Origin of the sequence: Frankia torreyi (genome assembly GCF_000948395.1) — a bacterium.
Classification (GTDB): Bacteria; Actinomycetota; Actinomycetes; order Frankiales; family Frankiaceae; genus Frankia; species Frankia torreyi.
The window spans coordinates 68,265-93,076 of record NZ_JYFN01000013.1; the positions used below are offsets into that span (position 1 = coordinate 68,265).

The following is a 24,812-nucleotide window of genomic DNA, read 5'->3' on the forward strand; positions in this document are numbered from 1 at the left end:
GCCCGAGGAATGTCCGGGGTAATGGCCCGGCGACGATGTCGCCGGCCGCGCGGGATTGGTCAGTAGGTGCAGGTGGGGGCCTCGGGCGGGGCGGTCGGGCCTTGGACGCCGGCCGTCGCGCCGCCGGCCGCGGTTCCGGCCGCCGGGGCTGGGGCGGCGCCGGAGGTCCCGACGCTCGACGAGACACTCGGCGTGACGACCTCGGTGAACCCGGAACCGAGGACGAGCTGGACGCCGGTCACGCTGGAGTCGGCCAGCACGCTCGATCCCGGCACAGCCGCGGCGACGGTGCGCGCCTCGGCATCCTGGCCCGGTCCGTAGATGACCCGGGACGTCACGTGGGTGAGCGCCGAGGCGTTGCCGGCGTTGCGCGCGTGGAAGCCCTTGCTGGTCAGCGCGCCGGTGACCTGGGAGGCAAGCCCGGAGCGGGAGGAGCCGTTGTAGACGGTGACGCGCACCTGCGACGGGGCCGCGGTGGCGCCCGGGGCGAGCGCGGGGCCCGCGCCCGCGCCCGCGTCGCCCGAGGAGCTGGCGCCCTCGACGCGGCCGCCGAGTGGGCTGACGATCCGCAGCAGGTCGTCGGGCTGGTAGAACTGCACCGACGCGCGGGTGCCGTGCAGGCGGATGTCGCCCATGTCGTCGACGGCGCCCTCGGCGCGGGTCGGGGCGTGGGTGGGCACGGTCTGCATCCGGATCCCGCCGTTGGTGAGGCCCTTGATGCGGGTCGCGAGGCCGCGCAGGTCGGCGATGGTCGTGTGCTCGTCGAGGGTGAGCGCGCCCGCCGCGGTCGACACCAGCCGTTCGGCCTTGATGGGATTCGACAGCGTGTCGCCATTCATGATCTTGTGGAACATGGCGCCGATGAACTGCTGCTGGCGGCTGATCCGGTCGGTGTCGCCGGCGGGCAGGCCGTGGCGCTGGCGGACGAAGGCCAACGCCTGGTCCCCGTTGACCTGGATGGTTCCCGGGCCTCCGCGGAAGCCGCTCATCGGGTCGTTGGTGTTCGTGCTGACCCGCCACCGGCCGTTGTCGTCCTGGAAGCGCTGGGGCGGCGCGTTCGACGGTTTGATGCAGACCTCGACGCCGCCGATGGCATCGGTGATCTTCTTGAAGCCCTGCAGGTCCATCGAGATGTAGTGGTCCACCTGCATGCCCGTGAGGCTCTCGATGGTCCTGACCAGCAGCGGCGGGCCGCCCGAGGAGATGGCCGCGTTGAACTTGTCCTTCGTCGACGCGTGGCGCTTGCCGTTCGTGTCGGTGTACTCGGGGATCGTCACGTACATGTCCCGGGGGAACGAGATCATCGTCGTGGTCCCGTCCTTGTCCAGGTGGGCGAGGATCGTCGTGTCGGAGCGCTGCCCCTCGACGTCGCCGTACTCCCCACCGGTGCCGGCCCGGCTGTCGGTGCCGACCAGCAGGTAGTTCGCCACCCCCACCCCGCTCGAGCCGCCGTCGGAGAGGCCGAGATCGATGCGGTTGACCTTGCCGTTGATGAACGAGTAGGCGGCCCAGCCGCCGACCGTGACCAGCAGCACGCAGCAGGACACGAGAGAGAGGAAGGCCAGCAACCCGCGTCGGCGCCGGGGGGGAGGCCCGCCGGGCCCCGCGCCACGTCCCGACCGGCCGGGTCCTGACCCCCGCGGATCCAACCGGGGCGGGAGGACCCTCGCGCTGTCCACGGCGTCGTACTGCAGGTGCGGTGCGGTCACTTCCCGCCTTTCCTCGAGGGGCCCTGCGGGCAGGGTCCGACGTAGTGCGGAAAGTAACACGTATGGGTTATTGGCTTACCTTGAGGGGTGTCGACGAGATTCCCCGTATACGTGGCGCGATGGGGGTGGCGTCAGGCCGGGATCCATCCGCCGATCACCTCGATGACGACGGCGTTCCGTGACGTCTGTCGACGCGTTGGCGGCCTGCCTGCTTGACGTACCCGGCGGATCGGCCCGCAGGGACTCCGGACCGACGCAGTGCGGCGCGGCGGTCCTACCGGGACGGGAACGCGGCGCGCAGGTGGTCGACGGCGGCGGTGATCCGTGGATCACGGGCGGCCGTGGCGCGCGACCAGACCAGGCCGAGCTGGAAGTCGATCTCGCCGGGAGCCAGTGGGACCAGGGCGAACGCCGGGTCGGCGAACACCCGTCCGGCGGGCCCGGAGTTGGCCGAGCCGGTCAGGGTGAGCTGACGGGATCGGCGGATGGTGGTCGCGAGCAGCAGCAGGTCCTGCTCGCGCATGGTGACGACGTGCGCGTGACCCGCCTGCTCCAGTCGGTCCTGCAGCCGGCGCATGGCGATGGGCTGCAGTCGGGTGGGGGTCAGCAGGATCTCCCGGTCGCGCAGGTCGGCCAGGTACAGGCAGGTGCGGGCCGCCAGCTCATCGTCGGCGCGCATCGCGACGCGGAACCGGTAGGTGACCAGGGGCAGCACATCCAGTGACGGATCGTCGACGGGCAGGTGCACCAGGGCGAGGTCGAGCTCGCCACGGGCCAGGGTCGGCAGCAGTTCGCTGGACGGGCCGTGGACCAGCTCCGCCAGACCGCCGCTCGGAGCGTCCGGGACGTCCGAGGTGGGGGTCTGGCCCGGCGCGCCGGTCGGGAACGCGGTGATGGTCGCGACGACGCGGTCGACGACGCGGTCGACGACGTGCGGCGGCGCGAAGTGGGTGGATCCCAGGCGCAGCGGCGCGACGTGGCCGGCGGCCTGGCGGGCGGCGAAGCGCGCCTCCTCCAGACTGCGCAGCGCCGCCTCGATCCGAGGCAGTGCGGCTCGGCCCGCCTCGGTGAGCGTCAGCGAGTGATGGCCGCGGGCGAACAGCTCCACGCCCAGTTCATGCTCCAGCGCGCGGATGCTGCGGCTGACCGGCGACGGAGTCAGGTGCAGCCGCGTCGCCGCGCGGCCGACGTTGCCCTCCTCGGCGACGGTGACGAAGGCTCTGAGCTGTCCGATCTCCATAGCGGTCTCACGGGACCATGAGCGGCGACCCGCTGTCAAAACCGGCCGCCCCACCGCGATCGGCGTCGGTGGGGCGAGGCCGTCGGGAGTCGAAGATCGTCAGTGGTCGAGGTAGAGCCAGCGGCGGCTGGTGGTGCCGGCGAGGACGCGGCCGAAGCGCAGGCCGGCGAAGTGCGGGGAGGCGACGGGGGTGCCGTCGGACTCGATCTCGTCGATGAGGCGGGCGCGGGCGGCCTGGGCGGCGAGGCTGTCGGTGTCGTAGACGGTCTCCCAGCCGGCGTCGAGGAGTTCGAGGGGGGAGTGGGCGACGTCGCCGAGCAGCAGGGCGCGGTGCTGGCCGCTGGAGACGACGAAGATCGTCGAGCCGGGGGTGTGGCCGGGGGTGTGGCGGGCGTCGATGCCGGGGGCGAGGGTGAGGTCGGTGTCGAACAGCTCGACCTGTCCGGTGATCGGCGCCAGCTTCGCCGCGGTGCGCCGGTCGGGCTGCGGCCCGTCGACGAAGTGGTGCCAGTCGGCGGCGTGGCAGCGGTAGGTGGCGTTCGGGAAGACCGGCCGGTCCTCGAGCGCGGTCCAGCCGGTGTGGTCACCGTGCAGGTGGGTGAGCAGCACGTCGGTGACGTCGGCGGGCCGCACGCCGAGCGCGGTGAGGCTGTCGAGGAGGTGGCCGCCGTGGAAGCCGCGGGCGGAGAGCGGGCCGAGTCCGGCGTCGACGAGGACGACCTGGTCGCCGGTGCGGATCAGGAAGCCGCCGAGCGCCATCTCGAACTCGCCGGCGGCGGTGAAGTGCTCGGCGTTGCACTCCCAGTGGGCCTCGTCGCCGCCAGGCGGGGTGAGTACGTCGCGGGCTCGCACCCGGGCGTCGCCGTCCCACACGGGCTGAACGTTCAGGTCACCGACCTTCATCGTCACTCCTTGTTGCCGAAGGGGTCAGCCATTGGATTGCCGAAGGGGTCGCTGAACGGGTCGCCGTCGGGTTGCCATCGGGGTGGTCCGGGACACCGACCGGGGACGGCCATCGGGGACGGGGCGCCCGCGGCGGTCAGATCCCGGCGTCACCGCGGCGGTATTCGATGGTGATCTTGTCGAGGCGTTCCCGGGTCGCGTCGTCGAGGTGCAGGTCCACGGCGGCGAGGGTGGCGTCGAGTTGCTCGGGGCGGCTGGCGCCGATGATCGGCGCGATGATCGCGGGCTGGCTCAGCGACCAGGCGACCGCCAGGGTCGGCAGGGTCACGCCGAGGTCCGCGGCGACGGCGGCGAGTTCGTCGATGGTGTCGAACATCCGCTCCTGCCAGTAGCGCTGCTGGTAGCGGTCGGCGGCGGTGCCGAGGGTGAACCGGCTGCCGTCGGCCGGGGGCTTCGTGCGGTCGTGCTTGCCGGACAGCAGTCCGCCGGCCAGCGGGTTGTAGGGGATGACCCCGACGCCCTCCTCCTGGCACAGGGGGAACAGCTCGCGTTCGACCTCGCGGAACAGCAGGCTGTGGCGGGGCTGGGCGGAGTCGAAGCGGACGAGGTTGAGCGTCTCGCTGCGGCCGATCGCGCGGGCGAGCTGGTAGGCGAGGTAGTTCGAGACACCGACGTAGCGGACCTTGCCCGCGCGGACGACGAGGATGGCCCGGGAGCGTTCCTCGTCGCACTGCAGGCCGAAGGTCATCGTGCCCAGGCACAGGCGGGAGACGTGCAGGCCGGTCCGGCCTAGCCGTACGTGCTTCATCGGCGTCATCCTTCGTCGGAGCGTCCGCGGGTCGGGTCGGGGGATCACGGGTCGGGTCGGGGGATCAGCCGCCGTCGTGCGCGTGGTCGCGCCACGAGCGGCCGGGCTTCCAGCCGAACAGGGCGCGGGCCTTCGTGATGGAGATGCCGCCGGCGTCGGGGCGGTCCAGCTCCCGCAGCGGTGGGGCGTCCGGGCCGAACACCTCGGCGGCGAGCTCGGCGAGCGGGCGGCCGGCGATGTTGTCGGGTTGGGCGGCGTAGACGACCTCGTGGCCGGCGGTGTCGGCGGTCGCGGCGAGGGCGATCAGGTCGGCGAGGTCGTCGGCGTCGACGTAGGACCACTGGTTGAACGCACCCCGGCGCGGATCGGTGGTCACGCCGGCGTGGACGGACTCGTAGGCGTCGGGGGTCAGCACGAGGCTGGGGCGCACGGAGACGGCGGTGGCGTCGCTGCGGCGGACGAGCGCATCGCAGATGTTCTCCCCGAGGGCCTTGGACAGGCCGTAGGCGTCCTGGGGGCGCAGCGGGTGGTCCTCGTCGACGGGCAGGTAGTCGGGTAGGAACGGCCGCTCGGCGGTGACGAAGCCGGGGGCGGTCTCGCTGGAGGTGTAGATCAGGCGGCGCACGCCGGTCCGGGCGATCGCCTCGGCGATGTTGTACGTCGACTGGGTGTTGGTCGCGAAGATGACGTGCCCGGGGTCGTGCGAGGGCTCGGGGATGCCCGCGGTGTGGATGACGACGTCGGGACGGGTGCGCAGGACAACGGCGATGGCCTGCCCGTAGTCGGTGAGGTCGGCGCGCAGGTAGGGGTCGAACGGCGGGCCGTAGTGGGCGGCGACGATGTCCGTCCCGGCGACCTGGTGGCCGTCGGCGCCCAGCCGCGCCACGACGCGGGAGCCGATCTTGCCTCGGGATCCGGTGACCAGAACTCGCACGGCCGCTCCTGTCCGCTGTGGGTTGGCTGTCTGCTGGGCGTGCAGCCGCGAAGGCGGGATCGCGCGACGCCCGACGTGTCACCTTACGCCGAAGATGACACCTGATGACACGTTCATCGGCCGTCGGCGTCCGGGTTGTGGGCGTGCTCAGCCCGTAGGCGATCCGGCTGGACAGGCAGGCCGCGGCCGGCTTGTCTGCCGTCACCAGCCCCCAGGCCCGCGACGCCGCCCGCACCTGAGCCTTGGCTGCACGAGGCGTGCATCGCGAGCAGGGCGATGACACCGTCCAGCCCCGATCCGTACCCCGTGCTCGTGGGACCGCGATGACGGGCGCGGCCGTCAGCCCGGCCGCGACGCTGGCGAGCGCGCCCTCCATGCCGGCCACGACGACCAGCACGTCGGCGTCGCGGATGCGGTCGGCCTCGGCGAGCACCCGGTGCAGCCCGGCCACGCCGACGTCGCCGACGTCGCCGACCAGCTGGGGCTCGTAGCCGTAGGCGCCGAGCCCGGTGGCGACCTCGCGGGCGACCGGCAGGTCCGCGGTGCCGGCCGTCAGCACCGGCACGAAGCCGGGCCGGGCCGGTGCGGGCCGCCAGGCGAGCAGGACGTGCCGCGGCCCGGTGCCGGTGGCCGTCCCGCCGGGGTTGGCGGCGAGCGCCGCGCGAGCCTGGTCGGGCTCGGCCCGGGTCAGCAGGACCGGGCCGGCAGCCGGGCCGGCACCCGGGCCGGTCAGCAGCCCGCGCACCGCCTCGGCGCACTGCGCTGGTGATCGAGCCGCAGGTCGGCGGGATCGGTGGGGACTGCGGGGCCGGCCGGGCCGACAGGGTCGGCGAGCGGCGGAACGGTGGTCATGCCGCCGTACCGGCCGGCGTCGGCGCGGGCGGGGCGGGCGCGAGGAACACCGATCGGGCGTGGGAGAGCTCCCGGAATCCGTGTACGCCGTGGTAGCTGCCCATCCCGCTGGTGCCGATCCCGCCGAAGGGGAGCTGGCTGTCGACGAAGTGCAGTGCCCAGCCGTTGACGGTGACCCCGCCGGATGACGTGCCCGCGAGCACCGCGTCGACCAGGCCCCGGTCGTCGCTGTAGACGTACATCGCCAGCGGCTTGCCACCCGCGCGGACATGCTCGACGACCTGCGCCGGGTCGGTGAAGGTCAGCACGGGCAGGATCGGCCCGAAGATCTCCTCGGTCATGATCTTCATGTCGGGGGTCACGTCGAGCAGGACCGAGGGCGGCAGGACGGTCCCGGTGGGATCCGGCGCCCCGCCGCCGACCAGCGTCGCGCCCCGGGCGACCGCGTCGTCGAGGTAGCCGGTCAGCCGCTCCAGGTTGCGCCGGTCGACGATCCGCCCGAGAGCCTCGGGCACGAGGCTCCCCTCGCGGTAGAGGTTCTGGTCGACCCACGTCTGGTAATGGCGGAGGAATGCGTCGCGGACTTCCGGGCGCACCCACAGATGGTCCGGCGACAGACAGATCTGCCCGGCGTTGGTGTGCTTGGCCTGCGCGATCTGGGCCGCGGCCGTCGCGAGGTCGGTGGTCCCGTCGACGATCGCCGGACACTTCCCGCCGAGTTCGAGGGTGACCGAGGCGAGATGGCGGGCCGCGCCGGCCATCACCACCCGCCCCACCGTGGGGCTGCCGGTGAAGAAGACGTGGTCGACGGGCAGCTCCAGCAGCGTGTTCGCCAGCTCGACCCCGCCGGTGAACACGGCGACGTGCTCCGGGTCGAAGACCTCCCGGATGATCCGCGCGCTGATGGCGGAGGTGGCCGGGGCGAGCTCGTTCGGCTTGACGATGGCGGTGTTCCCAGCGGCGATGATCGGTACCAGCGGCTGGAACAGCAGGCCGAACGGGAAGTTCCACGGCGCGAACAGCAGGCAGATCCCGCGGGCCTCGTACTGCACGAACTCCGCGGCCCCGGTGCCGAGGTACGGCGGCGGGGTCAGCGGGGTGGGCGCCGTCCACTCGGCGAGGTGGGCGACGGCGTCGTCGATGTCGGCGAGCACCGCCGCCACCTCGGACGGGATTCGCGGGCGCGGGGGGCGCAGCAGGTCGGCGTGCAGCGCGGCCCGGATCTCGTCGAGATGATCGGTGATCGCCGTCCGCAGTCGGGTGAGATGCGCGGTGCGCTCCTCGACAGTCGACGTCTTCGTAACCCAGCGGTGCCGGCGTTGCGCATCGAAGATCTTCGCGGCGTCGGTGGCGTCGAGCGTCTTCTCGGTCTGCATGGTGGTGCCCTCCAGGGACGTCGAGCCGCTGGTCGCTCGGTGCCGGATGTAGCCGGGCCCGACGCGCGGTGACACCCACAGCCCGGCGCCACGCCGGCTGCCGTCCCGCCAGACTTGCGCATCCGAGGGCCGACGGCCATTGCGGATTTTCGTCCGTAGACGTGCCACTCGGCGCAACCTCGCCACCGTTCGGGCGGGCTCGCCGCGGCGGGGGCGCGCATACTCGTAGTAGTGATTCGTGACAGAAGGTCAGCGAGCCGCCGTGGCGCCGAGCGGCGGCCGGTGGGCTCGTCCGAGGCGAGCTGGGGGCGGTCGCTCATCCCCCTGGTCGTCCTGCTCGCCGTGGTCGTCATGGACCTCACCGGCGACCGGCGCTATGTGATCATCACCAGTCTGGTGATCAGCCCGCTGCTCGCCGCGGCGCTGACCGGGCCGCGGGTGACCGCCGCCTATGCCGGCGCGGCACTGCTGTTCGGCGCGCTGCAGGCCATCCCGCTCGGCTACTACACCGGGGTCGGCCACGAGAGCCCCGTTGCCCAGCTGATCCGGCTGGCGGTGATCGCGGTCGGCGGCGCCATCGCGGTCGCCGCCAGCCGGGACCGGCAGCTGCGCGAGGCGCAGCTGCGCGACGTCACCCGGGTGGCCGACGTGGCGCAGCGGGCCATCCTCGGCGTCGTCCCCGCCCGACTGGGCGATCTGCGCCTGGCCGTGAACTACGACAGCGCCGCCGCGCAGGCCCGGGTCGGCGGGGATCTCTACGAGGTGACCCAGACCCGGTGGGGGGTGCGGATCCTCGTCGGCGACGCCCGGGGCAAGGGGCTCGACGCCGTCCGGCTTGCCAGCCGGGTGATGGCCACCTTCCGGGTTCTCGCCCGCCACCTGGCCGACCCGGAGGAGATCGTGGCCGCCCTCGACGCCGAGGTGGTCCGCTCGGGCGGGCCGGAGGACTTCGTCACCGCCGTGTTCGCGCAGATCGACGGCGCCCGGCTGGAGATGGTCAACGCGGGCCATCCCGACCCGGTGCTGCTGCGCCGGGGCGCGCCGCGCCTGCTCGACGCGACCGGTCGGCGTACCCCGCTCGGCCTGGGTGCGGCCGGCACCACCGTCGTACGCAGCCGCCTCGTCGCGGGCGACCGGCTCCTGTTCTACACCGACGGCCTGGCCGAGGCCCGCCACCCACGAACCCGGGAGTTCTTCCCGATGCTGCCGGCCGCCCAGGCCGCCTTCGCCCCGGCCCGGCGGCTCGACGCGGGACTGGCCGATCTCGTCGCGGCGCTGCGGCGCTGGACCGAGGCGACCCTGGGGGACGACGTCGCCCTGCTGGCCGCCGAGTTCGCCCCGCCCACGCGGGCCACGGCCCCCGTCGCCGACCAGCCCGCCCGGGCGGGCACCGGTTCCCCGTGGCCGGCGCCGGCCGGATCACGGGAAGGCTCCCGGCCTGTCGCCGGTTGCTCGGAACGAGGCCGATGACGCCCGCCGCCGCGGCGCGGACAGGCCCACCAGCGGGCCGACGCGAGCGCGCTGAGGCGAGGCGACGGGAGGGAGATCCGATGACGACGACGCAGCAGGCGCGGGGCCGGGTCCGGCTGGAGCAGGGGCGCAAGCGGGTCCGCGCCTACCTCGCCGGGCGGCTGGTCGTCGACACCACCAGCCCGGCGCTGGTCTGGGAGAACCCGCACTATCCGGCCTACTACCTGCCGCGGGTCGACGTCGTCGCCGAACTGGTGCCTACCGCCCGCACGGAGCACTCCCCGAGCCGCGGCGAGGCCGTCTACTACGACGTGGTCGTCGAGGGGCACACCGCGCCGGCGGCGGCCTGGGCGTACCCGCAGTCCCCGCTGGAGGGACTGCGGGACCTGGTCCGCTTCGACTGGGCCGCAATGGACCGCTGGCTGGAGGAGGACGAGCCCGTCTACGTCCACCCGCGCAGCCCCTACACCCGCATCGACGCGTTGCCCAGCTCCCGGCACGTCCGGGTCGAGATCGACGGGGTGGTCGTCGCAGACTCCCACCGCCCGGTCATCCTGTTCGAGACCGGCCTGGTGCCGCGCTACTACCTGCCCCTGGTCGACGTCCGTCAGGAGCTGCTGCGCCCCTCGGACACCCGCACGCACTGCCCGTACAAGGGCAACGCCGAGTACTTCTCGGTGGAGGTCGACGGCCGGCGCCACGACGACGTCGTGTGGACCTACCGCACGCCGCTGCCGGAGAGCGCCCGGATCACCGGCCTGGTCTGCTTCTACGACGAACGCGTGACGGTGTCCGTCGACGGCGTGCCCACGCATCCCTGACCGTCGCGGTCAGCCGGTCAGGGACTCAGCCGGTCAGGACGGACATCGCCTGATCGAGCAGGGCGGCGAGGTCGGCCGTCCCGTCGCAGTCGCGCCAGACCGTCAGGGCGGCGTCGTAGCAGCCGAGCGCCGCGGAGGCCAGTGCGCGTGGGCGCGGGTCGGCCGTGTCCGTCGGCGGGATGGCGAGGCGCCGGGCGAGCTCGGGGGCGAGTAGCCGCTGCCAACTGTTCTGGCGCTGCAACTGGCGGCCCTGCAACGACGGCNTGTCGACCATCATCCGGGACAGCCGCAGGGCCCGTTCGGGGTTCTCGACGTTGAAACCGATGATCGCGTTGAGCGCCTGACGCAGCGCCTGCCACGGCGTCTCGTCCGCGGGACGGCCGGCGAGCGCGTCGCGCAGGACCAGGCCGCGTTCCTCCACCCCGAGCAGGACCACGTCCTCCTTGGTGGCGAAGTAGCGGAAGAAGCTGCTGCGCGACAGGCCGGCCTCGGCGGCGATCTGGTTGATCGTCGTGCATTCGAAGCCCTGTCGGTCGAACAGGTCGAAGGCGACGGCCGTGATCTCCGCCTGCAACGCCCGCCTCGTCCGGCTGCGCAGATCGGTGCCCCGCGCGGGGGTTGCGGCGTCGGCGGGGACTGCCGCGGGGTTCTTCACCACGAAACGAGGATACCAGATCCGGCATCCCGGCTCACATGTTGGACTGAGTCTCATCTTTGGGCTACAGTTTCGCTGCGACCACCGGTCGAACCTCCCCAGCGAACTCGAACCTCCCAGCGAACCGAGCCCCGGGCGACATCCCGGGCACAGCGCCGGCCCGCTGGCCCTCCTGTACCCCTCATCGGACTTCACGCGCGGGAAAGTGACCTATGACTGCGGAGACCATGGCGTCCAGCGGGGCGCCCGCGACCGGGCTCGGCCCGTGGATGCGCTTCCGGCGGCAGTACTCCCGGCTCTCGCCGCCGGTCCAGATGATCGGCCTGCAGCTCTGGCTGCCGCTGGTCTTCGTCATCGCCTTCTGCCTGTGCTACATCAACGCCTTCCACCAGCCGACGCCGAAGGACATCAAGGTCGCGGTGGTCGGGACGGGCCCGGCGGCGGCGACCCTCGCCGATCGGCTGGAGGGCACGAGCAACGGCATGCTGTCGGTGTCGATGGCGGGCTCGGTCGACGCCGCCCGCAGCGACGTGCGCGACGGCGACCTGGCGGCGGCCTTCACCCCCGGCGCGGCGAACCAGCCGGCCCGGCTGCTCATCGCCAGCGGCGCGCAGTTCCAGCTCGCCGAGGTCGTCCAGCAGACGTTCGCCCCCGTGGCGGCGGCCGAGGGCACCACCCTCGCCGTCGACGACCTCGCCCCGCTGCCCAAGCACGACTCCTACGGCACCTCGGGCTTCTACCTCGCGCTGGTCTGGACCATCGCCGGCTACATGGTCGGCATGTTCATCGGGATGATGGGCCAGACGCTCAAGCACCACGTCCGCCTCGGCCTGATCGTCGGATCCGGCTTCGTGTTCTCGCTGCTTGGCACGCTGTTCGCCGGTCCGGTGGTGGGCGCCGTGCACGGCCACTTCCTGTCGCTGTGGCTGCTCGGCTGGCTGACGACGATCTCGGTCGGCCTGGTGGTCAACGGCCTGTCCTACTTCATCGGCCGGTTCGTCACCGGCGCCGCGCTCATCCTGTTCGTCTTCCTCAACATCCCGGCGTCGGGCGGGGCGTTCCCGGCCGCGTTCGTGCCGGAGCCCTTCAAGTGGCTGCATCCGTACGTGTTCGGCACCGGTGTCCTCGACGTGCTGCGCGGCATCGTGTACGACGCCGGGCCGGGGATCGGCCGCGGCGCGACGGTCATCGGCGTCTACGCGGCGGTCGGCATCGTGCTCACCGCGGTCGGCCGGCCGTTCTTCAACCGCCGCACCCGGCTGCGGGCCGAGCGCGGCAAGCCGGTCTCGATGATGCTGGCCGCGCAGGGCGCGGCGATGGCGGCCCGCCAGGCCGAGCAGGCCGAGGCCGCCGCCGGCACCCGCCCGCACCACGTCACCACGAGCGATGCCCCCGCCAGCGATGCCCCCGCCAGCGGCGCCCCCGCCAGCGGCGCCACCACGAACGGCGTCACCACGAACGCGGGCCCGCGGCGGGACGGCGAGTCCCGTGACAACGAGTTCGCAGACGAAGAGGTCGAGTCCGATGCGGCCGCCGTCTCGGGCGCAGCGGCGGGCAGCGGCAGCGCCTGACACCCGACTCCGCAGCCGACCCCGTCGCACCCCGTCCCTTCCCCGTTCCGCCCGAGGGGGAGGGGCGGGGTGGCGGCGTTTCGGCGGGCGACTCGCGCCGGCGCAGCCCGGGGGGCGGGTGCGCCCGGTTCAGCCGGTGGGCGCCGACCAGCGCACCCGGGTGCCGCCGGCGGGGCCGGGCTCCACGGCGAAGGTTCCGCCCAGGCTCTCGGCCCGGCCGCGCAGGTTCGCCAGCCCGCTGCGCCGCGTCGTCGGTCCCAGGCCGACCCCGTCGTCCACCACGTCCACGCTCACCCGGCCGTCCGCGACGGCCACCGTCACCTCGACGGCGCGGGCGTGGGCGTGGCGGGCGGCGTTCGACAGGGTCTCGCGCACCACGGCGATGAGGTGGTCGCCGACGGCGGCGTCGATCGCCGTGTCGACAGGGCCGTCGAGGTGCAGCCGCGGGGTGAAGCCGAACGCCCCGGCCATGTCGTCGATGATCCCGAGGATCTGCGCCCGCAGCCCGCTGCCCGTGGCCGGGGTGGCCCGGCCGCGCAGCTCGAAGATCGTCTGGCGGATCTCCCGCACGGTCTCGTCGAGGTCCTCGACATAGGTGCTCATCCGCTCCGCGCGCGCCGCCCGCTCCTCGCTGGCGGCCAGGCCCTGCAGGCCCATCGCCACCGCGAACAATCGCTGCATCACGTGGTCGTGCAGGTCGCGGGCGATCCGGTCGCGGTCCTCCAGCAGCGACAGCCGGCCTCGCGCCGCCCGCGAGCGGGCCAGTTCCAGAGCGAGCGCCACGTGGGCGGCGAACGCGGCGGCGAGTTCGAGGTCCTCGTCGCTGAACAGGATGCCGCCGCGGCGCCGGCCGAGGATCAGCGCCCCGGAGGTGACCTGTGAGGCGATCAGCGGCACGATCATGATCGGGCCGACGTCGAGCTTGTCGATCTCGGAGCCGCCCAGCGTGCGCACATCGGCGACGACGAGCGGGGCCCGGTCGTGCACCGCCCGCCCCGCCAGCGACGTCTCCAGCGGCACCCGCTGGCCGCGCAGCAGGTCGGCGTCGTTGCCCTCGGCGACGTCGAAGGACAGCTCCCGCGCCGTCGGGTCGCACAGGGCCAGCGCCGTCGTGTCCGCCCTGGCGACGTCGCGGGCCCGTTGGACGATCAGCTCCAACGGGTCGTCGCCGTCGGCGAGCAGGTGGCGGGTGATGTCCGCCGACGCCTGCGACCACTGCTGACGGTGCTGGGCCTCGCCGAACAGGCGGGCGTTGTCGATCGCCACGCCGGCGTTGGCGGCGAGCGCCAGCACGAGCTCCTCGTCCTCGGCCGTGAAGATCCGCCCGCCGCGCTTCTCGGTCAGGTAGAGGTTGCCGAAGACCTCGTTGCGGACCCTGATCGGCACGCCGAGGAACGCCCGCATCGGCGGGTGCCCCGCGGGGAAGCCGACGGCACGGGGATGGTCGGCGATGTCGTCGAGGCGCACCGGCCCCGGCTCGGCGATGAGCAGGCCGAGCACCCCGTCGCCGCGGGGGGTCCGGCCGATCGCCTCGACGCGGCCCGGGTCCATCCCGACGTGGATGAACTGTTCGAGGTGACCGTCGCGGGCGATGACGCCGAGCGCGCCGTAGCGGGCGTCGACCAGCTCGCAGGCGGACTCGACGATGCGTCGCAGCACCACGTCGAGGCTGAGGTCGGCGGTGACCATCCGGTTGGCCCGCAGCAGACCTCGCAGCCGGCCCTGGGTGGCCAACACATCCTGGGCCCGCTCCACCAGTTGGGAGAGAAGCTCGTCCAGTTCGAGCCGAGCGACAGCGGGGAAGATCAGATCTCCCGACGACCCTGACGGGGAGGTCTGCCCGCAGGCCGCCCCGGAGGTCCCTGCGCCGGCCGGCGCGAGGTCCCGTTCGGACTCCATGCTTCCAGCACGATAACCGATCCGCGCCGAGCGGCGGCCGAGATCCGGATCGCGGCCGAGACGTTCCCGGCGAGGATGGGCCGCGGGTCCCGGCGGGGGCCATCCGTCCGTGGTGGGCGCCACGTCATCGTGGAGTTGGCGCGGGCGGTTCCGCGGGGGTTCGCGTCTGCCCGGCACGCCCGGCACGCCCGGCACGCCCGGCCTGTTCGGCTTGCGCGGTTCGTCCCGTGGCCTCGACGGCATGCATCCGCGTCGTCCTCACTTCGCGCACCCTCAACGGGTAGCCTCCTGTCCACCACGTCGACCGACCGGAGCCCGGACCGGCGGCCAAGGCACCGGGTCAGCCATCCCGGCCCGCCGCGCGCCTTTCGCCGTTTCGCCGCTGCGCGGTCGGCCTCAGCGCGCCCCGGGTCGACCTGCGGCGGGTCAACACGTCATCTGCCATGTTCGGCCCCGCCCCACCCCGGCGCCCAGGGACCTTAGGCGCACATCGTGGAGCACTTCCTACCCTGCGATCCGCACCGTGCCGGCCGCAGACCGGCCCAGACCGGCCCAGGGCGGCCTGCCACCCCTCGCTGCCAGGGCGTCCGTTGCGGACGCCGGCTTCACCGGCCGGGTCGTCGGACCATGCCCCGGACGGGCCGCCGCCCCGCCCGACCGGGCGGGGGAGTGGACTGCCTGCCCCGATCGGGCCAGCCGAGGTGGTCTCGCGGCCGCACGGTACCCCCCGAACGGGGAGGAGACGGCGGCCGAACGCACCCCCGGCGGCGGGCCGTTCGGATCCCCCGCGGGGGCCACCGCGCACTCGCCGGCCCGGGTCGCGGCAGGCATCCTGGAATGGAGACCGGGGAGCCGGCAATCGGGGATCTGGAGCTTGTGGTGTCGGGCTGCATCGTGGTGGGAGTGGACGGATCCAGAGACGCCGACGCGGCGCTGCGCTGGGCCGCCGGAGAGGCGTGGCTGCGCCGCGACCGCCTCGAGGCGATCCTGGCCTGGACCCCGGACGACTGCCCGCGCGAGGTACTCGACCGCGCCTATGCGCCGGGCCCCCACACGATCGAGGAAACCGCCCTGGCGCTGCTGCGGGAGTGCGTCCAGCGGACCCAGGACCCGCGCCGGCCGGTGCCCGTCACCGAGCGGGCCGTCTACGCCGACGCCGTCGAGGCGTTGCTGTCGGCCGGCGCGGGCGCAGACATGATCGTCGTCGGCTACCGGGGGACCAGCCGGCTGCGCCGGTACCTGGTCGGGTCGGTCTCCGCCGCCTGCCTGCATCAGGCGACCCGGCCGGTCGTCGTCGTCCGGGCGGACGGCCGCAGCGCCGAGGACGGCCGCAGCGCCGAGGACGGCCGCAGCGCCGAGGACGACCGCAGCGGCCGGCCCGTGCTGGTCGGCGTGGACGGATCGGCGGCGTCGCTGGCCGCGTTGCGCTGGGCCGCCGAGCAGGCCGCGCTGCACGCGGCACCGCTGCGGGTCGTGCACGCCTGGCAGCCACCACTGCTGCCCACCGGTCACCGCGCCGCGCGCGACCGGGCGGCGCTCGAACAGTCCGCGCACGCCGTCCTCGACGACAGCGTCAGCAAGGGACTGGTCGACGAGGGGCTGGCGGACGTCACCCTCGACACCCGGCTGGCGCTCGGCGGGCCGGCGCGGAGCCTGCTCGCCGAGGCCGCCGACGCCCGGCTGCTCGTCCTCGGCGCCCGTGGTCAGGGCGGTTTCGCCGGCCTGCTGCTGGGCTCGGTCGCCCACCAGTGCGTGCACCACGCGCGATGCCCGGTCGCGGTCATCCCCGACCCCATCCGCTGAGCGGGCCGGCGTCCGGCCGGACGCCGGGTACCGGTGAGCGGGTCAGCCGCCCGGTCGCGGCCCGGGACCGACGGTCGAGGGCGTCCGGGAATCCTCGGGCGTGCCGCCGGTCGAGGTGGGGCCGGCCGGAGCGGGGTCGGCCTGGCCCTGGGCGACGAAGTCCTTGCGGCGGATGAGGATGAGCGCGCAGACCGCGCCCACGAGCGCGACGATCCCGGTGACGAGGAGCAGGTCGTTGATCGCACCGGCGAAGCCGGCCTTGACCGCGCCGGCCAGCGGGCCGCGGGCGCTCGGGGGCGTGGCGGCGAAGAGCTGGTCGGTGTCGCCGCGGCGCAGCGTGTCGGCGATCCGCCCACCCTGCCCGCGCAGCGCCGGGACCCCGCGCAGGGCACCGTTGATGCCGCTTTCCAACCGGGCCGCGAAGATCGAACCCAGGGCCGCGATGCTGATCGCCATGCCGATCTGGCGGAACGTGGTGTTCGCGCCCGACGCCATGCCGGAACGCGCCGGCGGCACCACCCCGACGGCGGTGGAGGCCAGCGGCGGATTCACCATCCCGCTGCCGATGCCCGCCAGGACGAAGCCCGGGATCAGGTGCGTCCAGGAGCTGCCCGCGTCCAGGCCGGACATGAGCAGCAGGCCGACGCCGACCAACGCCAGGCCGGGACCGATGAGCCAGCGCGCCGGCACCACGCTGCTCAGCCGCCCGGCCGCGGTCGCGGCGACGAAGCTGCCCGCGCTCACGATCAGCAGCCGCACGCCCGACCCGAGTGCGGAGTAGCCCAGGTCGTTCTGCAGGTAGAGGACGAGGTAGACGAACATCGCGAACAGCGAACCGTTCATCGCGACCGCCGCGAGCGACCCGCCGAGGAACGTCGGGGTGCGCAGCAGCGACAGGTCGAACATCGGGTGCGCGACCCTGGCCTCCACGGCGATGAACGCGACGAGGAACGCGACGCCCAGGCCCAGGCTGATCACGACGCCGGTGTCCGACCAGGCCGTCTCGCCCGCCCGGATCAGGCCGTAGACCACGCCGGCGAGCCCCGCGGTGAGCACCGCGAAACCGGGCCAGTCGGGGCGGTGCGCCGCCGGCGGCCGGGACTCCTCGACCTTCCACACTGTCAGGGCGACGGCGACGATCCCGATCGGCACGTTGACCAGGAAGATGCCCCGCCAGCTGATGCCGCTGGTGATCAGGCCGCCGAGGATGGGCCCCAGCGACGTGGCGACGCCGGTGACCGCACCCCACACCCCGAACGCGATTCCCCGGTCCCGGCCGCGGAAGCTGTGGGCGAGCAGCGCCAGCGACGTCGCGAACAGCACGGCGCCGCCCACGCCCTGCACGCCCCGCGAGATGATCAGCATGATCGCCGACTGCGAGAGCCCGCACAGCAGCGACCCCGCCGTGAAGATCGTGAACCCGATGGTGAACAGCAGCCGGCGCCCGTAGAGATCGGCGAGCGAGCCGGCGGTCAGCAGCAGCGCCGCCAGGGTCAGCGCATAGGCGTCGATGACCCACTGGACGTCGGCGAAGCCGGCGTGCAGACCGCTCTGGATCTCGGGCAGCGCGACGATCACGATCGTCACGTCGAGCAACAGCATGAACGTGGCGCCGCAGACGACCAGCAGCGTCCACCACTTCCGATCCATAGCTCTCCCTGAGGCCTGGAACATCGTTTGCCGCGCGCCGCGTCCGGACTGCCGGAACCGGCCGGAGCGCCCGCGGCGGCGGACGGTGATGGTCTGACGTTTCGCGCCGGCCCGAGGTGACCGGGGACCGGGTGCGGCGGTGGCAGGGCCGTGACGGTGGGGTCGGCGAAGGTGAGATCAGTAGTTCCCGTATGCCCGGGTCACGGTGAAGTCATAGATGAGTCGCCGCTCGGCCTGGACGTGCGTCCGGTACTCGTCCGGCAGCCAGGGACGGTCGCCGCCGACCGCGTCGTCGTGGGCGAGGAGCATCCCGGCGGGGGCGGCGTCGCCGTGGCGGGCCCGCATGAGGCGGACATGCAGGTCCGGCGCGTCCGGATCGTCGAGCAGCCGAACGGTCGTCGCCAGTCCGGCCCAGCGAGGATCCGGCGGCGGGGCAAAAACGAACAGCGTCCCGCGCGGGTCGCGGCGCAGGTTCCCGGTCCGTGTCAGGGCCTGGGCGCCGGAACTCCACAGGCGGCCCTCCACGAGCGCCACCTCGATGCGCGCGGCGTGCGCCGACCCGTCCGGCCGCAACGTGATCATGGCGGCGTCCGGGTGGTCACCGATGAATCGCGCGAGACGTTCGTCCATGGCTGTCCTGCCCTGGGTCGGTGGTTCTGCGGTCGGTGGTTCTGTGGTTGGTGGTTCTGCGGCCGGTGGCTTGCCTGGCCGAAGGTTGCCTGCTGGCTGCGGTCCGCGACGAACTGATCTCCGTCGGGTGCAGACTACGGTCCGACTGACCGTCAGTCAATGGAATGACCGGCGGTCAGTCGGGCTCCGTATCATGGGCGGGCGTGGGTGGAGGTGGGCCGATGCCCAGAACCAAGCCAGCCGACGAGCGGCGGGCGGACCTGCTGGCTGCGGGAGCCGAGATCTTCATGGCCAAGGGGGTCGCGGCGGCCACGCTTGACGACATCACCCGGCGGGCCGGAGTCTCCAAGGGCCTGTTCTACCAGTACTTCCCGTCCAAGGACGGACTGGTCTTCGCGCTACAGGAGAAGTTCGCCATCGAGTTCGCCGCGCACGTCACGACCGCGGCAGCCGAGCGGTCGGACTGGCCGGGCAAGCTCGACGCCGCGGTTCTGGTGTGCTGCGAGCATTTCCGGGCCGAAGAGAAGCTGCACGACGTGCTGTTCCAGCATCTGCCCGGCGCCCACGCGGACCCCCGGGAGGGTCCCGCCGCGCAGGAGTTGGGCCACACCGCCGCCCATCACCGCCTCGTCGAGGCGATCGCCGCTCTGCTCACCGCCGGTGTTGCCGCCGGCGCGTACCACGTCGAGGACGTGGAGGCGACCGCGGTGCTGTTCTTCACGACCATGCACGCCTTCGACAGGGCGTTCCGGCATGACTACCGGCTCAGCGACGACCGCCTTGTCCGGGCCACCCAGCGGCTTGTGCGCGGCGCGGTCGGCCTGATCTGACCGGCCGGGCCGGTCCGGTCCGGCATCCCGACCACGTGGGCGGGATCGGCTGACCTTTGGCCGCCACCGGTGGACCGTCAGGCGAGAAGCGCGTCCGCAGTGGTCCGACTCAGCCGGTTCTCGTCATCATCGAAGGACCAGCCGCGGTCGCCGAAGGCCGATGCGCATCGCCGGCGTGGGATCGCGGGTCCCGGCATTGCAGTCGTGGTCGACGGGAACTGCGGGCCAGCCGTTCCGACGGGTTCCGCGGGTCAGCCGTTCCAAAGATTGCGCCGCAGGTAACGCGGCTGCCACAGCAGTCGGTTGAGGAGCCGGGCGGGGGCGGGCAGCCTCGCGAGGATCCGCTGCCGCTCGGCCGGTGATTTCTCCTCGAGGACCCACGGAACGAAATAGGCAGCCCCCTTGACGCCCTCGCGGCGAGCCATGGCGCCACTCATCCCGTCCCATTCCGCACGCGGCAGGACGGCCTGGATGAGCGGAAGGGCACTATCCTCCTCGTGCGTCAGATGATCGCCGAGTACCGCCGCGACATCGCGGATCCGGTCGGCGAGGTCGGCCGCCCGGCCGGCCAGCGCCTCGTCGACTCTGGCGAGCAACGGGTCGAGCTGGGCATGCTCGTCCTTCATGTCCTTCAGCAGGGCCAGGTCGTGGGCCCGTCCCGCCACGGCGTTTTCCACGCGCGGCCACAGGTAGGAATCCTCGACGCCGTGGTGGATGAGGAGCTGGGTCTTGAAGTTCTCCCAGCCGGCCAGGATCTTGGGGTTGCCGCCCTTCCCTGCGGCAGCCGCGGCCTCGAAACGCTTGAGGTCCCGCCGGAAGGCGTCGTGCGTCGCGTACATCATGCTGAAATCGAGCTCTTCTTGCTGCGAAACAGACATGGTCGGTGCCTTTCCGTGCGTCGAGGTGAAGAACTCCGGCAAGCAAGATCATGAAATGTTCTTCCTGCCGCTGGACCCGCGCCGGTATCGGTGATCCGGGTACCTTGTCCTTAACACCCCATACGATACGATATGGGCGATATGGGCACGGTATCACCATAGGAGGCCAGACGCGGACGTGAAGTGTCACCGACGACGGCTGGACGTTTCGATCAAGGAATTACTGCGGGAGCTGGGCATCCAGTCGTCGGTGCTCAACGATCACGTCGGAACGCACCCTGAGCGCAAGGACATCGATCTCGACTGCCTCGACCTCGCCGATCGGTTTGGTCCGCTCAGCCCGAACGCCCTCGCGCGCCGCGTCGGGCTACACCCGGCCACAATGACCGGCATCCTCGACCGGCTCGAACGCAGCGGCTGGCCGACACCTGATCCGACGCAACTCGATGCAACTCGACTCGACTCAGCCAGGTGACCGCGCTCGCCGGGCCTGCGGGTGTCAGGCGAATGCCGACGTGAACGCGGCACGGAACATCGCCCTGGGACATTCCCGCAGGCCGTAATCCTGCACCTCGCCCCCGACCGTCCGGGGGCGCTGGACGGTCAGAGCGGTCCCGGCGGGCGGGGCTGGTCGCGCAGCCGTTCCAGCACCCGGCGGTCGCGCTTGGTCGGCCGGCCCGCGCCCCGGTCGCGCACGGCCACCGTCGGGGTCGGATCGCGCAGCACCGGGGGGCTGTGGTCGACGAAGCACTCGGCCGCGACCGGCGCCCCGACCCGCTTGCGCAGCACCTTCGTGATGACGACGATCCGTTCCCGCCCGGCGAGCCGGATCCGGATCTCGTCTCCCGCGCGCACCAGGTGCGCGGGCTTGATCCGCTCGCCGTTGAGTCGGACGTGGCCGGCGCGGCAGGCCTCCGTTGCCTGCGCGCGGGTCTTGACCAGCCGCACGCACCAGATCCACGTGTCGGCCCGGACGGAGTCCTCCGGTGGCGCCATAGGCGCGACTCTACGAACCCCGAGGGCGATGGGCCTTGGGCAGCGTGGCCGGTGCGTGCCGCTGGGCCGCGCGCAGCGCCGCCCGGGCGAGCTCGTAGCCGGCGATGGGCAGTTTGAGCCACCAGTGGTCGAGCACCTGGTAGTCGTCGGCGGGCACGAGCCGGTCAGCGAGGTCGGGCCGTAGCCGGTGCAGGTACCGCCGCCCGCGCGCCGCGTGCAGCGGATCCGAGGCGATCGTGAGCGTCCGTGCCGACTCGGCGATCGGCACCGCGAACGTGATGTTCTCCCAGGTGGTGCGGGCCGCGGTCTCCAGCCGGATCTTCGCCGCGGGCACGCCGAGCGTGTCCCGTGCGTACCCGGCCATGGCCTGTGCCTCGGTCACCGCGCCGGGCGGCCCGCCGCCGGTGAAGATCAGCAGGCTGTCCGCGTCCGGGGCGAGGGAGCGCACGCCGATCTCCGTGCGCCAGCGTTGGAGCGGATGCAGCGTGCCCGCGCGGGTCGACGGGAAACCGAGGACGATGACCGCCTGAGCGCCCCGCCCCGCCGGGTGGGCCCGTCCATCGCCGCGCAGCTGGCGCGACGCCACCCAGCTCAGCGCCTCGGCGAGGACGACCGGGGTGGAGGCGACGGCGACGGCGACGCTCAGCCGTCGTGCCCATGGTCGGAGCCGGGCGGCGCGGGTCGCGGTCACGCCGGTATACAACACCGAGCCCGACCGCTGTGCGTCGGTTCGGCGGGTGATGCGACGGATGTCCCTGTCGGCCCGTGGCAGACGATGATCATGCTGCGGTCGTTGGCGCAGTAGGGTAATCGTGACGCTGCCGATCGGTGTGGATGCGCGGGCGGGGAGCCCCGGGAACCGGCGCGACGACGGCAGGCGGGCCAGAGGGGAAGTCGACCGTGCGGCCGTTCCGGTTCGGAGTGAACATGTTCGCGGTCTCGGCGCCGGGGGAGTGGTCGACGGCTGCCCGCCGGGCCGAGGAGCTGGGCTACGACGTTCTGCTCATCCCCGACCACCTCGGGCTGCCCGCGCCTTTCCCCGCGCTGGTCGCGGCCGGGGCCGCCACCGGCCTGCGGCTTGGCACCTTCGTCCTCAACGCGGCCTTCCACAATCCGGTGCTGCTGGCCCGCGAGGTCGCGACCACCGACGTGCTGACGGCGGGGCGCCTGGAGCTCGGCGTCGGCACGGGTTACGTCGCCGAGGAGTTCACCGCCGCCGGCATCCCGTTCGGCACCGCGCGGGACCGCGTCGATACCCTCGAGCGGGTCATCGACGCGGTGTACGGCGTGCTGGGCGACCCCGCCAGCGCGCCGCAGCCGGTGCAGCGGCCGGTGCCGCTGGTCATTGGCTGCAACGGAAACCGGATGCTCACCCTGGCGGCGCGCCGGGCGAACATCGCCGCGTTCACCGGCGCCTCCTCCGACCCGGCGAACCCGACGAACCTGCGGCTGCTGTCCGGCGCCGCGTTCGCCGAGCGGATCGCGTTCTTCGAGAAGGTCGCCGGCGACCGGGCCGGCGAGGTGGAGCGCAACCTGCTCTTCCAGGATGTCGCCGTCACCGACGACCAGGAGGCGGCACTGGCGGCCTGGGCGTCCCGGCTGCCGTACCTGAGCGCCAAGGAGATCCCCACGGTGCCGGCGCTACTGGTCGGCTCCGTCGAGCAGATCGCCGACCAGGTGCGCGGCCTGCGCGAGCGGTTCGGCATCACCTACTTCACCGTGCTGCAGCCCGCGCTGGAGGCGTTCGCCCCGGTGATCGCCGCACTGCGCCGCGACTGAGCGCGCCACCGGCCACTGGCCGCCGGTTCCGCGGTTCCGCGGTTCCGCGGAACCGCCGGTTCGTGGGTCCGGTCCGGTCCGGCCATGGTCGTGGCCGGGGCGTGGTCGTGGTCGTGGGCCGCTGCATGGCGTGACCGGTGACCGGCGGAAACTCGGTCGTCAGCGGTCGACCTGTCTGCCATGATCGGGCGATGCCGCGCGGGTTCGAGGAGCTGGTCGACGAGGCCGCCGCAGCGCCCGTCGATGGGTGGGACTTCTCCTGGCTGGACGGCCGGGCCAGCGAGCAGCGGCCGTCGTGGGGGTATGCCCGCCTGATGGGCGAGCGGATGGCCCGCGCCGATGTCGCCCTCGACGTGCAGACCGGCGGCGGTGAGGTGCTCGCCGGGGTCGAGCACCTGGCGCGGCACACGGTCGCCGTCGAGTCCTGGCCGCCGAACATCGCCCGGGCGGCGGCGCTGCTACGCCCCCGCGGCGTCCATCTCGTCGCCGCGGACAGTGATCACACCCTTCCGTTCGCCGACGCGACGTTCGATCTCGTCGTCAGCCGGCACCCGGTGGCCACCTGCTGGTCGGAGATCGCCCGGGTGCTGCGCCCCGGCGGCGGTTATCTGTCCCAGCAGGTCGGCCCGGCCAGCGTCGGCGAGCTGTCCGAGTACTTCCTCGGGCCCCAGCCGGCCGCCGTACGTGGCCGGCGCCATCCTGACGGCGCGCGCGACGCCGCCCGCGCCGCCGGACTGGAGGTCGTCGACCTGCGGATGGAGTCGCTGCACACCGAGTTCCGCGACATCGGCGCCGTCATCTACTTCCTGCGCAAGGTGATCTGGATCGTTCCCGGATTCACCATCGAGCGGTACCGCGAGCGCCTCGCCGCACTGCACGAGCGGATCCGCACGACCGGCCCGTTCACCGCCCGTACCACCCGCTTCCTCATCGAGGCCCGCCGCCCGCAATGACGTGACGTACGCATGGCTCTTTTCGGCGCACAGCGTCTTTGCCTGCGTTGACTTGGCGTGCGCTCGAATCAATAGCGTCCTCACCGAGCACGCATTCGTGCCAGCGAGCAGGCGCAGGAGGACATGATGGCTGAACATCTGACTGGCACCGTCGCACTCGTGACCGGGGCGAGCAGCGGCATCGGAGCCGCGACCGGTCGGGAGCTGGCCCGCCGGGGTGCGGCGGTCGCGCTCGTCGCGCGCCGCAAGGAGCGGCTGGAGCAGCTCGCCGCCGAGATCCAGGGCGAGGGCGGGAAGGCGCTCGTCCTCGATACCGACATCACCGACCAGCGGCAGGCGATCGACGCGGTCGAGCGGACCGTCGCCGAACTCGGCCGGCTGGACACCGTCGTGAACAACGCCGGGGTCATGCTGCTCGGCCCGATCGTCGACGCCCCCACCGCGGAGTGGGACCGGATGGTCGCGCTCAACCTGCAGGGGCTGCTGTACGTCGCGCACGCCGCGCTGCCCCACCTGCTCACCGCCGCCGACTCCGGCCCCCGCAACGTGGCGGACCTGGTCAACGTCAGCTCCGTGGCGGGCCGGCGGGCGACGCCGAACTCCGGCGTCTACAACCTCACCAAGTTCGGCGTGAACGCCTTCACCGAGTCGCTGCGCCAGGAGGTCACCGAACGGCACGTGCGGGTGTCCGTGGTCGAGCCCGGCGCGACCGTCACCGAGCTCGCCGACCACCTGCGCGAGGAGATCCGCGAGACGGCGATGCGCGTGTTCACCGACGTCGAGAAACTCGAGGCGGAGGACATCGCCGACGCGATCGCTTACATCGTCACCCGCCCCCGCCGCGTCGCCGTCAACGAGATCCTCATCCGCCCCACCGAGCAGGTGCGGTGAATGNCCGAATTGTCCTAATCGGTTCACATTCGGCCTTCTGACGTTGACGTCGGTCGGATTCCGGACAACCCCCATCGGGTGCGATGTGCGTGGCCAACCGTAGATGACCGAGGTGGTCCGTTGTTCTTGCGATGACAATGCCGGTCTCGCTTGCTGCGGGGATA

Annotated in this window: 23 protein-coding genes and 1 pseudogene; 10 read left to right on the forward strand and 14 right to left on the reverse strand. The window is 72.8% G+C overall.

The window, feature by feature from the left end:
* Positions 1 to 59: 59 nt before the first annotated feature.
* From FF36_RS10560 to FF36_RS10580, 5 genes are all read right to left on the reverse strand, one after another.
* On the reverse strand, positions 60 to 1,568 hold the full coding sequence (locus tag FF36_RS10560) for an LCP family protein (protein ID WP_063870380.1): 1,509 nt from the start codon (positions 1,566 to 1,568) through the stop codon (positions 60 to 62).
* A 415-nt stretch (positions 1,569 to 1,983) separates the two neighbouring features.
* Positions 1,984 to 2,949, reverse strand: a complete 966-nt coding sequence (locus tag FF36_RS10565) for a LysR family transcriptional regulator (RefSeq protein ID WP_044884835.1) — start codon at positions 2,947 to 2,949, stop codon at positions 1,984 to 1,986.
* Positions 2,950 to 3,048: 99 nt separating this feature from the next.
* The gene (locus tag FF36_RS10570; protein ID WP_044884836.1) at positions 3,049 to 3,852 is read right to left on the reverse strand and encodes an MBL fold metallo-hydrolase; all 804 of its coding nucleotides are present in this window, start codon (positions 3,850 to 3,852) and stop codon (positions 3,049 to 3,051) included.
* 136 nt (positions 3,853 to 3,988) lie between these two features.
* Positions 3,989 to 4,660 carry an aldo/keto reductase gene (locus tag FF36_RS10575; RefSeq protein WP_044884901.1) on the reverse strand — a complete coding sequence of 224 codons (672 nt, stop codon included), beginning with the start codon at positions 4,658 to 4,660 and terminating at the stop codon, positions 3,989 to 3,991.
* A 64-nt stretch (positions 4,661 to 4,724) separates the two neighbouring features.
* Positions 4,725 to 5,594, reverse strand: a complete 870-nt coding sequence (locus FF36_RS10580; RefSeq protein WP_044884837.1) for an NAD-dependent epimerase/dehydratase family protein — start codon at positions 5,592 to 5,594, stop codon at positions 4,725 to 4,727.
* 436 nt (positions 5,595 to 6,030) lie between these two features.
* On the opposite strand from FF36_RS10580, the gene FF36_RS34865 reads away from it, so the two are divergent.
* Positions 6,031 to 6,363, forward strand: coding sequence for a hypothetical protein (locus FF36_RS34865; RefSeq protein ID WP_044884838.1), 333 nt, complete (start codon positions 6,031 to 6,033; stop codon positions 6,361 to 6,363).
* 79 nt (positions 6,364 to 6,442) lie between these two features.
* Here FF36_RS34865 and FF36_RS10590 read toward each other — a convergent pair whose 3' ends face one another.
* Complete coding sequence (locus tag FF36_RS10590; protein WP_044884902.1) at positions 6,443 to 7,822, reverse strand: aldehyde dehydrogenase family protein; 1,380 nt, start codon at positions 7,820 to 7,822, stop codon at positions 6,443 to 6,445.
* 282 nt (positions 7,823 to 8,104) lie between these two features.
* On the opposite strand from FF36_RS10590, the gene FF36_RS10595 reads away from it, so the two are divergent.
* Both FF36_RS10595 and FF36_RS10600 read left to right on the forward strand, forming a co-directional pair.
* Complete coding sequence (locus tag FF36_RS10595) at positions 8,105 to 9,292, forward strand: PP2C family protein-serine/threonine phosphatase (RefSeq protein WP_044884839.1); 1,188 nt, start codon at positions 8,105 to 8,107, stop codon at positions 9,290 to 9,292.
* A gap of 80 nt (positions 9,293 to 9,372) precedes the next feature.
* The gene (locus FF36_RS10600; protein WP_044884840.1) at positions 9,373 to 10,113 is read left to right on the forward strand and encodes a DUF427 domain-containing protein; all 741 of its coding nucleotides are present in this window, start codon (positions 9,373 to 9,375) and stop codon (positions 10,111 to 10,113) included.
* A 25-nt stretch (positions 10,114 to 10,138) separates the two neighbouring features.
* Here the strand turns inward: FF36_RS10600 and FF36_RS37645 are convergent.
* Both FF36_RS37645 and FF36_RS37650 read right to left on the reverse strand, forming a co-directional pair.
* On the reverse strand, positions 10,139 to 10,376 hold a 238-nt coding region (locus FF36_RS37645; protein ID WP_479686779.1), incomplete at its 5' end, for an acyl-CoA-like ligand-binding transcription factor.
* Position 10,377: 1 nt separating this feature from the next.
* Positions 10,378 to 10,825: pseudogene (locus tag FF36_RS37650) on the reverse strand (TetR/AcrR family transcriptional regulator); the annotation flags it as partial.
* A 155-nt stretch (positions 10,826 to 10,980) separates the two neighbouring features.
* On the opposite strand from FF36_RS37650, the gene FF36_RS10610 reads away from it, so the two are divergent.
* Positions 10,981 to 12,339, forward strand: a complete 1,359-nt coding sequence (locus FF36_RS10610; RefSeq protein ID WP_044884842.1) for an ABC transporter permease — start codon at positions 10,981 to 10,983, stop codon at positions 12,337 to 12,339.
* A gap of 129 nt (positions 12,340 to 12,468) precedes the next feature.
* Here the strand turns inward: FF36_RS10610 and FF36_RS10615 are convergent, their stop codons facing one another.
* Positions 12,469 to 14,238 carry a GAF domain-containing sensor histidine kinase gene (locus tag FF36_RS10615; RefSeq protein WP_044884843.1) on the reverse strand — a complete coding sequence of 590 codons (1,770 nt, stop codon included), beginning with the start codon at positions 14,236 to 14,238 and terminating at the stop codon, positions 12,469 to 12,471.
* 903 nt (positions 14,239 to 15,141) lie between these two features.
* Between FF36_RS10615 and FF36_RS10620 the strand changes: the two genes are divergently transcribed.
* Complete coding sequence (locus tag FF36_RS10620) at positions 15,142 to 16,041, forward strand: universal stress protein (RefSeq protein WP_242418642.1); 900 nt, start codon at positions 15,142 to 15,144, stop codon at positions 16,039 to 16,041.
* A gap of 42 nt (positions 16,042 to 16,083) precedes the next feature.
* Here the strand turns inward: FF36_RS10620 and FF36_RS10625 are convergent, their stop codons facing one another.
* Together FF36_RS10625 and FF36_RS10630 are read right to left on the reverse strand one after the other, a co-directional pair.
* A complete protein-coding gene (locus tag FF36_RS10625) occupies positions 16,084 to 17,691 on the reverse strand; it encodes an MFS transporter (RefSeq protein ID WP_044884844.1) in 1,608 nt (535 codons plus the stop codon).
* A 177-nt stretch (positions 17,692 to 17,868) separates the two neighbouring features.
* Positions 17,869 to 18,321 (reverse strand): pyridoxamine 5'-phosphate oxidase family protein, encoded by a 453-nt coding sequence (locus tag FF36_RS10630; RefSeq protein WP_044884845.1) that lies wholly within the window; start codon positions 18,319 to 18,321, stop codon positions 17,869 to 17,871.
* Positions 18,322 to 18,542: 221 nt separating this feature from the next.
* Here FF36_RS10630 and FF36_RS31450 point away from each other — a divergent pair, with 221 nt between their 5' ends.
* The gene (locus FF36_RS31450; RefSeq protein WP_052681040.1) at positions 18,543 to 19,151 is read left to right on the forward strand and encodes a TetR/AcrR family transcriptional regulator; all 609 of its coding nucleotides are present in this window, start codon (positions 18,543 to 18,545) and stop codon (positions 19,149 to 19,151) included.
* Positions 19,152 to 19,402: 251 nt separating this feature from the next.
* On the opposite strand, the gene FF36_RS10640 is transcribed toward FF36_RS31450, so the two are convergent.
* Positions 19,403 to 20,071, reverse strand: a complete 669-nt coding sequence (locus tag FF36_RS10640; protein WP_199865366.1) for a hemerythrin domain-containing protein — start codon at positions 20,069 to 20,071, stop codon at positions 19,403 to 19,405.
* 136 nt (positions 20,072 to 20,207) lie between these two features.
* Between FF36_RS10640 and FF36_RS10645 the strand changes: the two genes are divergently transcribed.
* Complete coding sequence (locus FF36_RS10645; RefSeq protein ID WP_082121817.1) at positions 20,208 to 20,504, forward strand: MarR family transcriptional regulator; 297 nt, start codon at positions 20,208 to 20,210, stop codon at positions 20,502 to 20,504.
* 128 nt (positions 20,505 to 20,632) lie between these two features.
* On the opposite strand, the gene FF36_RS10650 is transcribed toward FF36_RS10645, so the two are convergent.
* On the reverse strand, positions 20,633 to 21,025 hold the full coding sequence (locus tag FF36_RS10650) for an RNA-binding S4 domain-containing protein (protein ID WP_044884846.1): 393 nt from the start codon (positions 21,023 to 21,025) through the stop codon (positions 20,633 to 20,635).
* A gap of 10 nt (positions 21,026 to 21,035) precedes the next feature.
* Positions 21,036 to 21,716: a YdcF family protein gene (locus tag FF36_RS10655; protein WP_044884847.1), complete on the reverse strand. Its 681-nt coding sequence runs from the start codon at positions 21,714 to 21,716 to the stop codon at positions 21,036 to 21,038.
* 209 nt (positions 21,717 to 21,925) lie between these two features.
* On the opposite strand from FF36_RS10655, the gene FF36_RS10660 reads away from it, so the two are divergent.
* From FF36_RS10660 to FF36_RS10670, 3 genes are all read left to right on the forward strand, one after another.
* Entirely contained in the window at positions 21,926 to 22,804 is an 879-nt protein-coding gene (locus tag FF36_RS10660) for a TIGR03621 family F420-dependent LLM class oxidoreductase (protein ID WP_082121818.1), read from the forward strand.
* 191 nt (positions 22,805 to 22,995) lie between these two features.
* Complete coding sequence (locus FF36_RS10665; protein ID WP_044884848.1) at positions 22,996 to 23,757, forward strand: class I SAM-dependent methyltransferase; 762 nt, start codon at positions 22,996 to 22,998, stop codon at positions 23,755 to 23,757.
* Positions 23,758 to 23,883: 126 nt separating this feature from the next.
* Positions 23,884 to 24,648: an SDR family oxidoreductase gene (locus tag FF36_RS10670; RefSeq protein ID WP_044884908.1), complete on the forward strand. Its 765-nt coding sequence runs from the start codon at positions 23,884 to 23,886 to the stop codon at positions 24,646 to 24,648.
* Positions 24,649 to 24,812 lie beyond the last annotated feature (164 nt).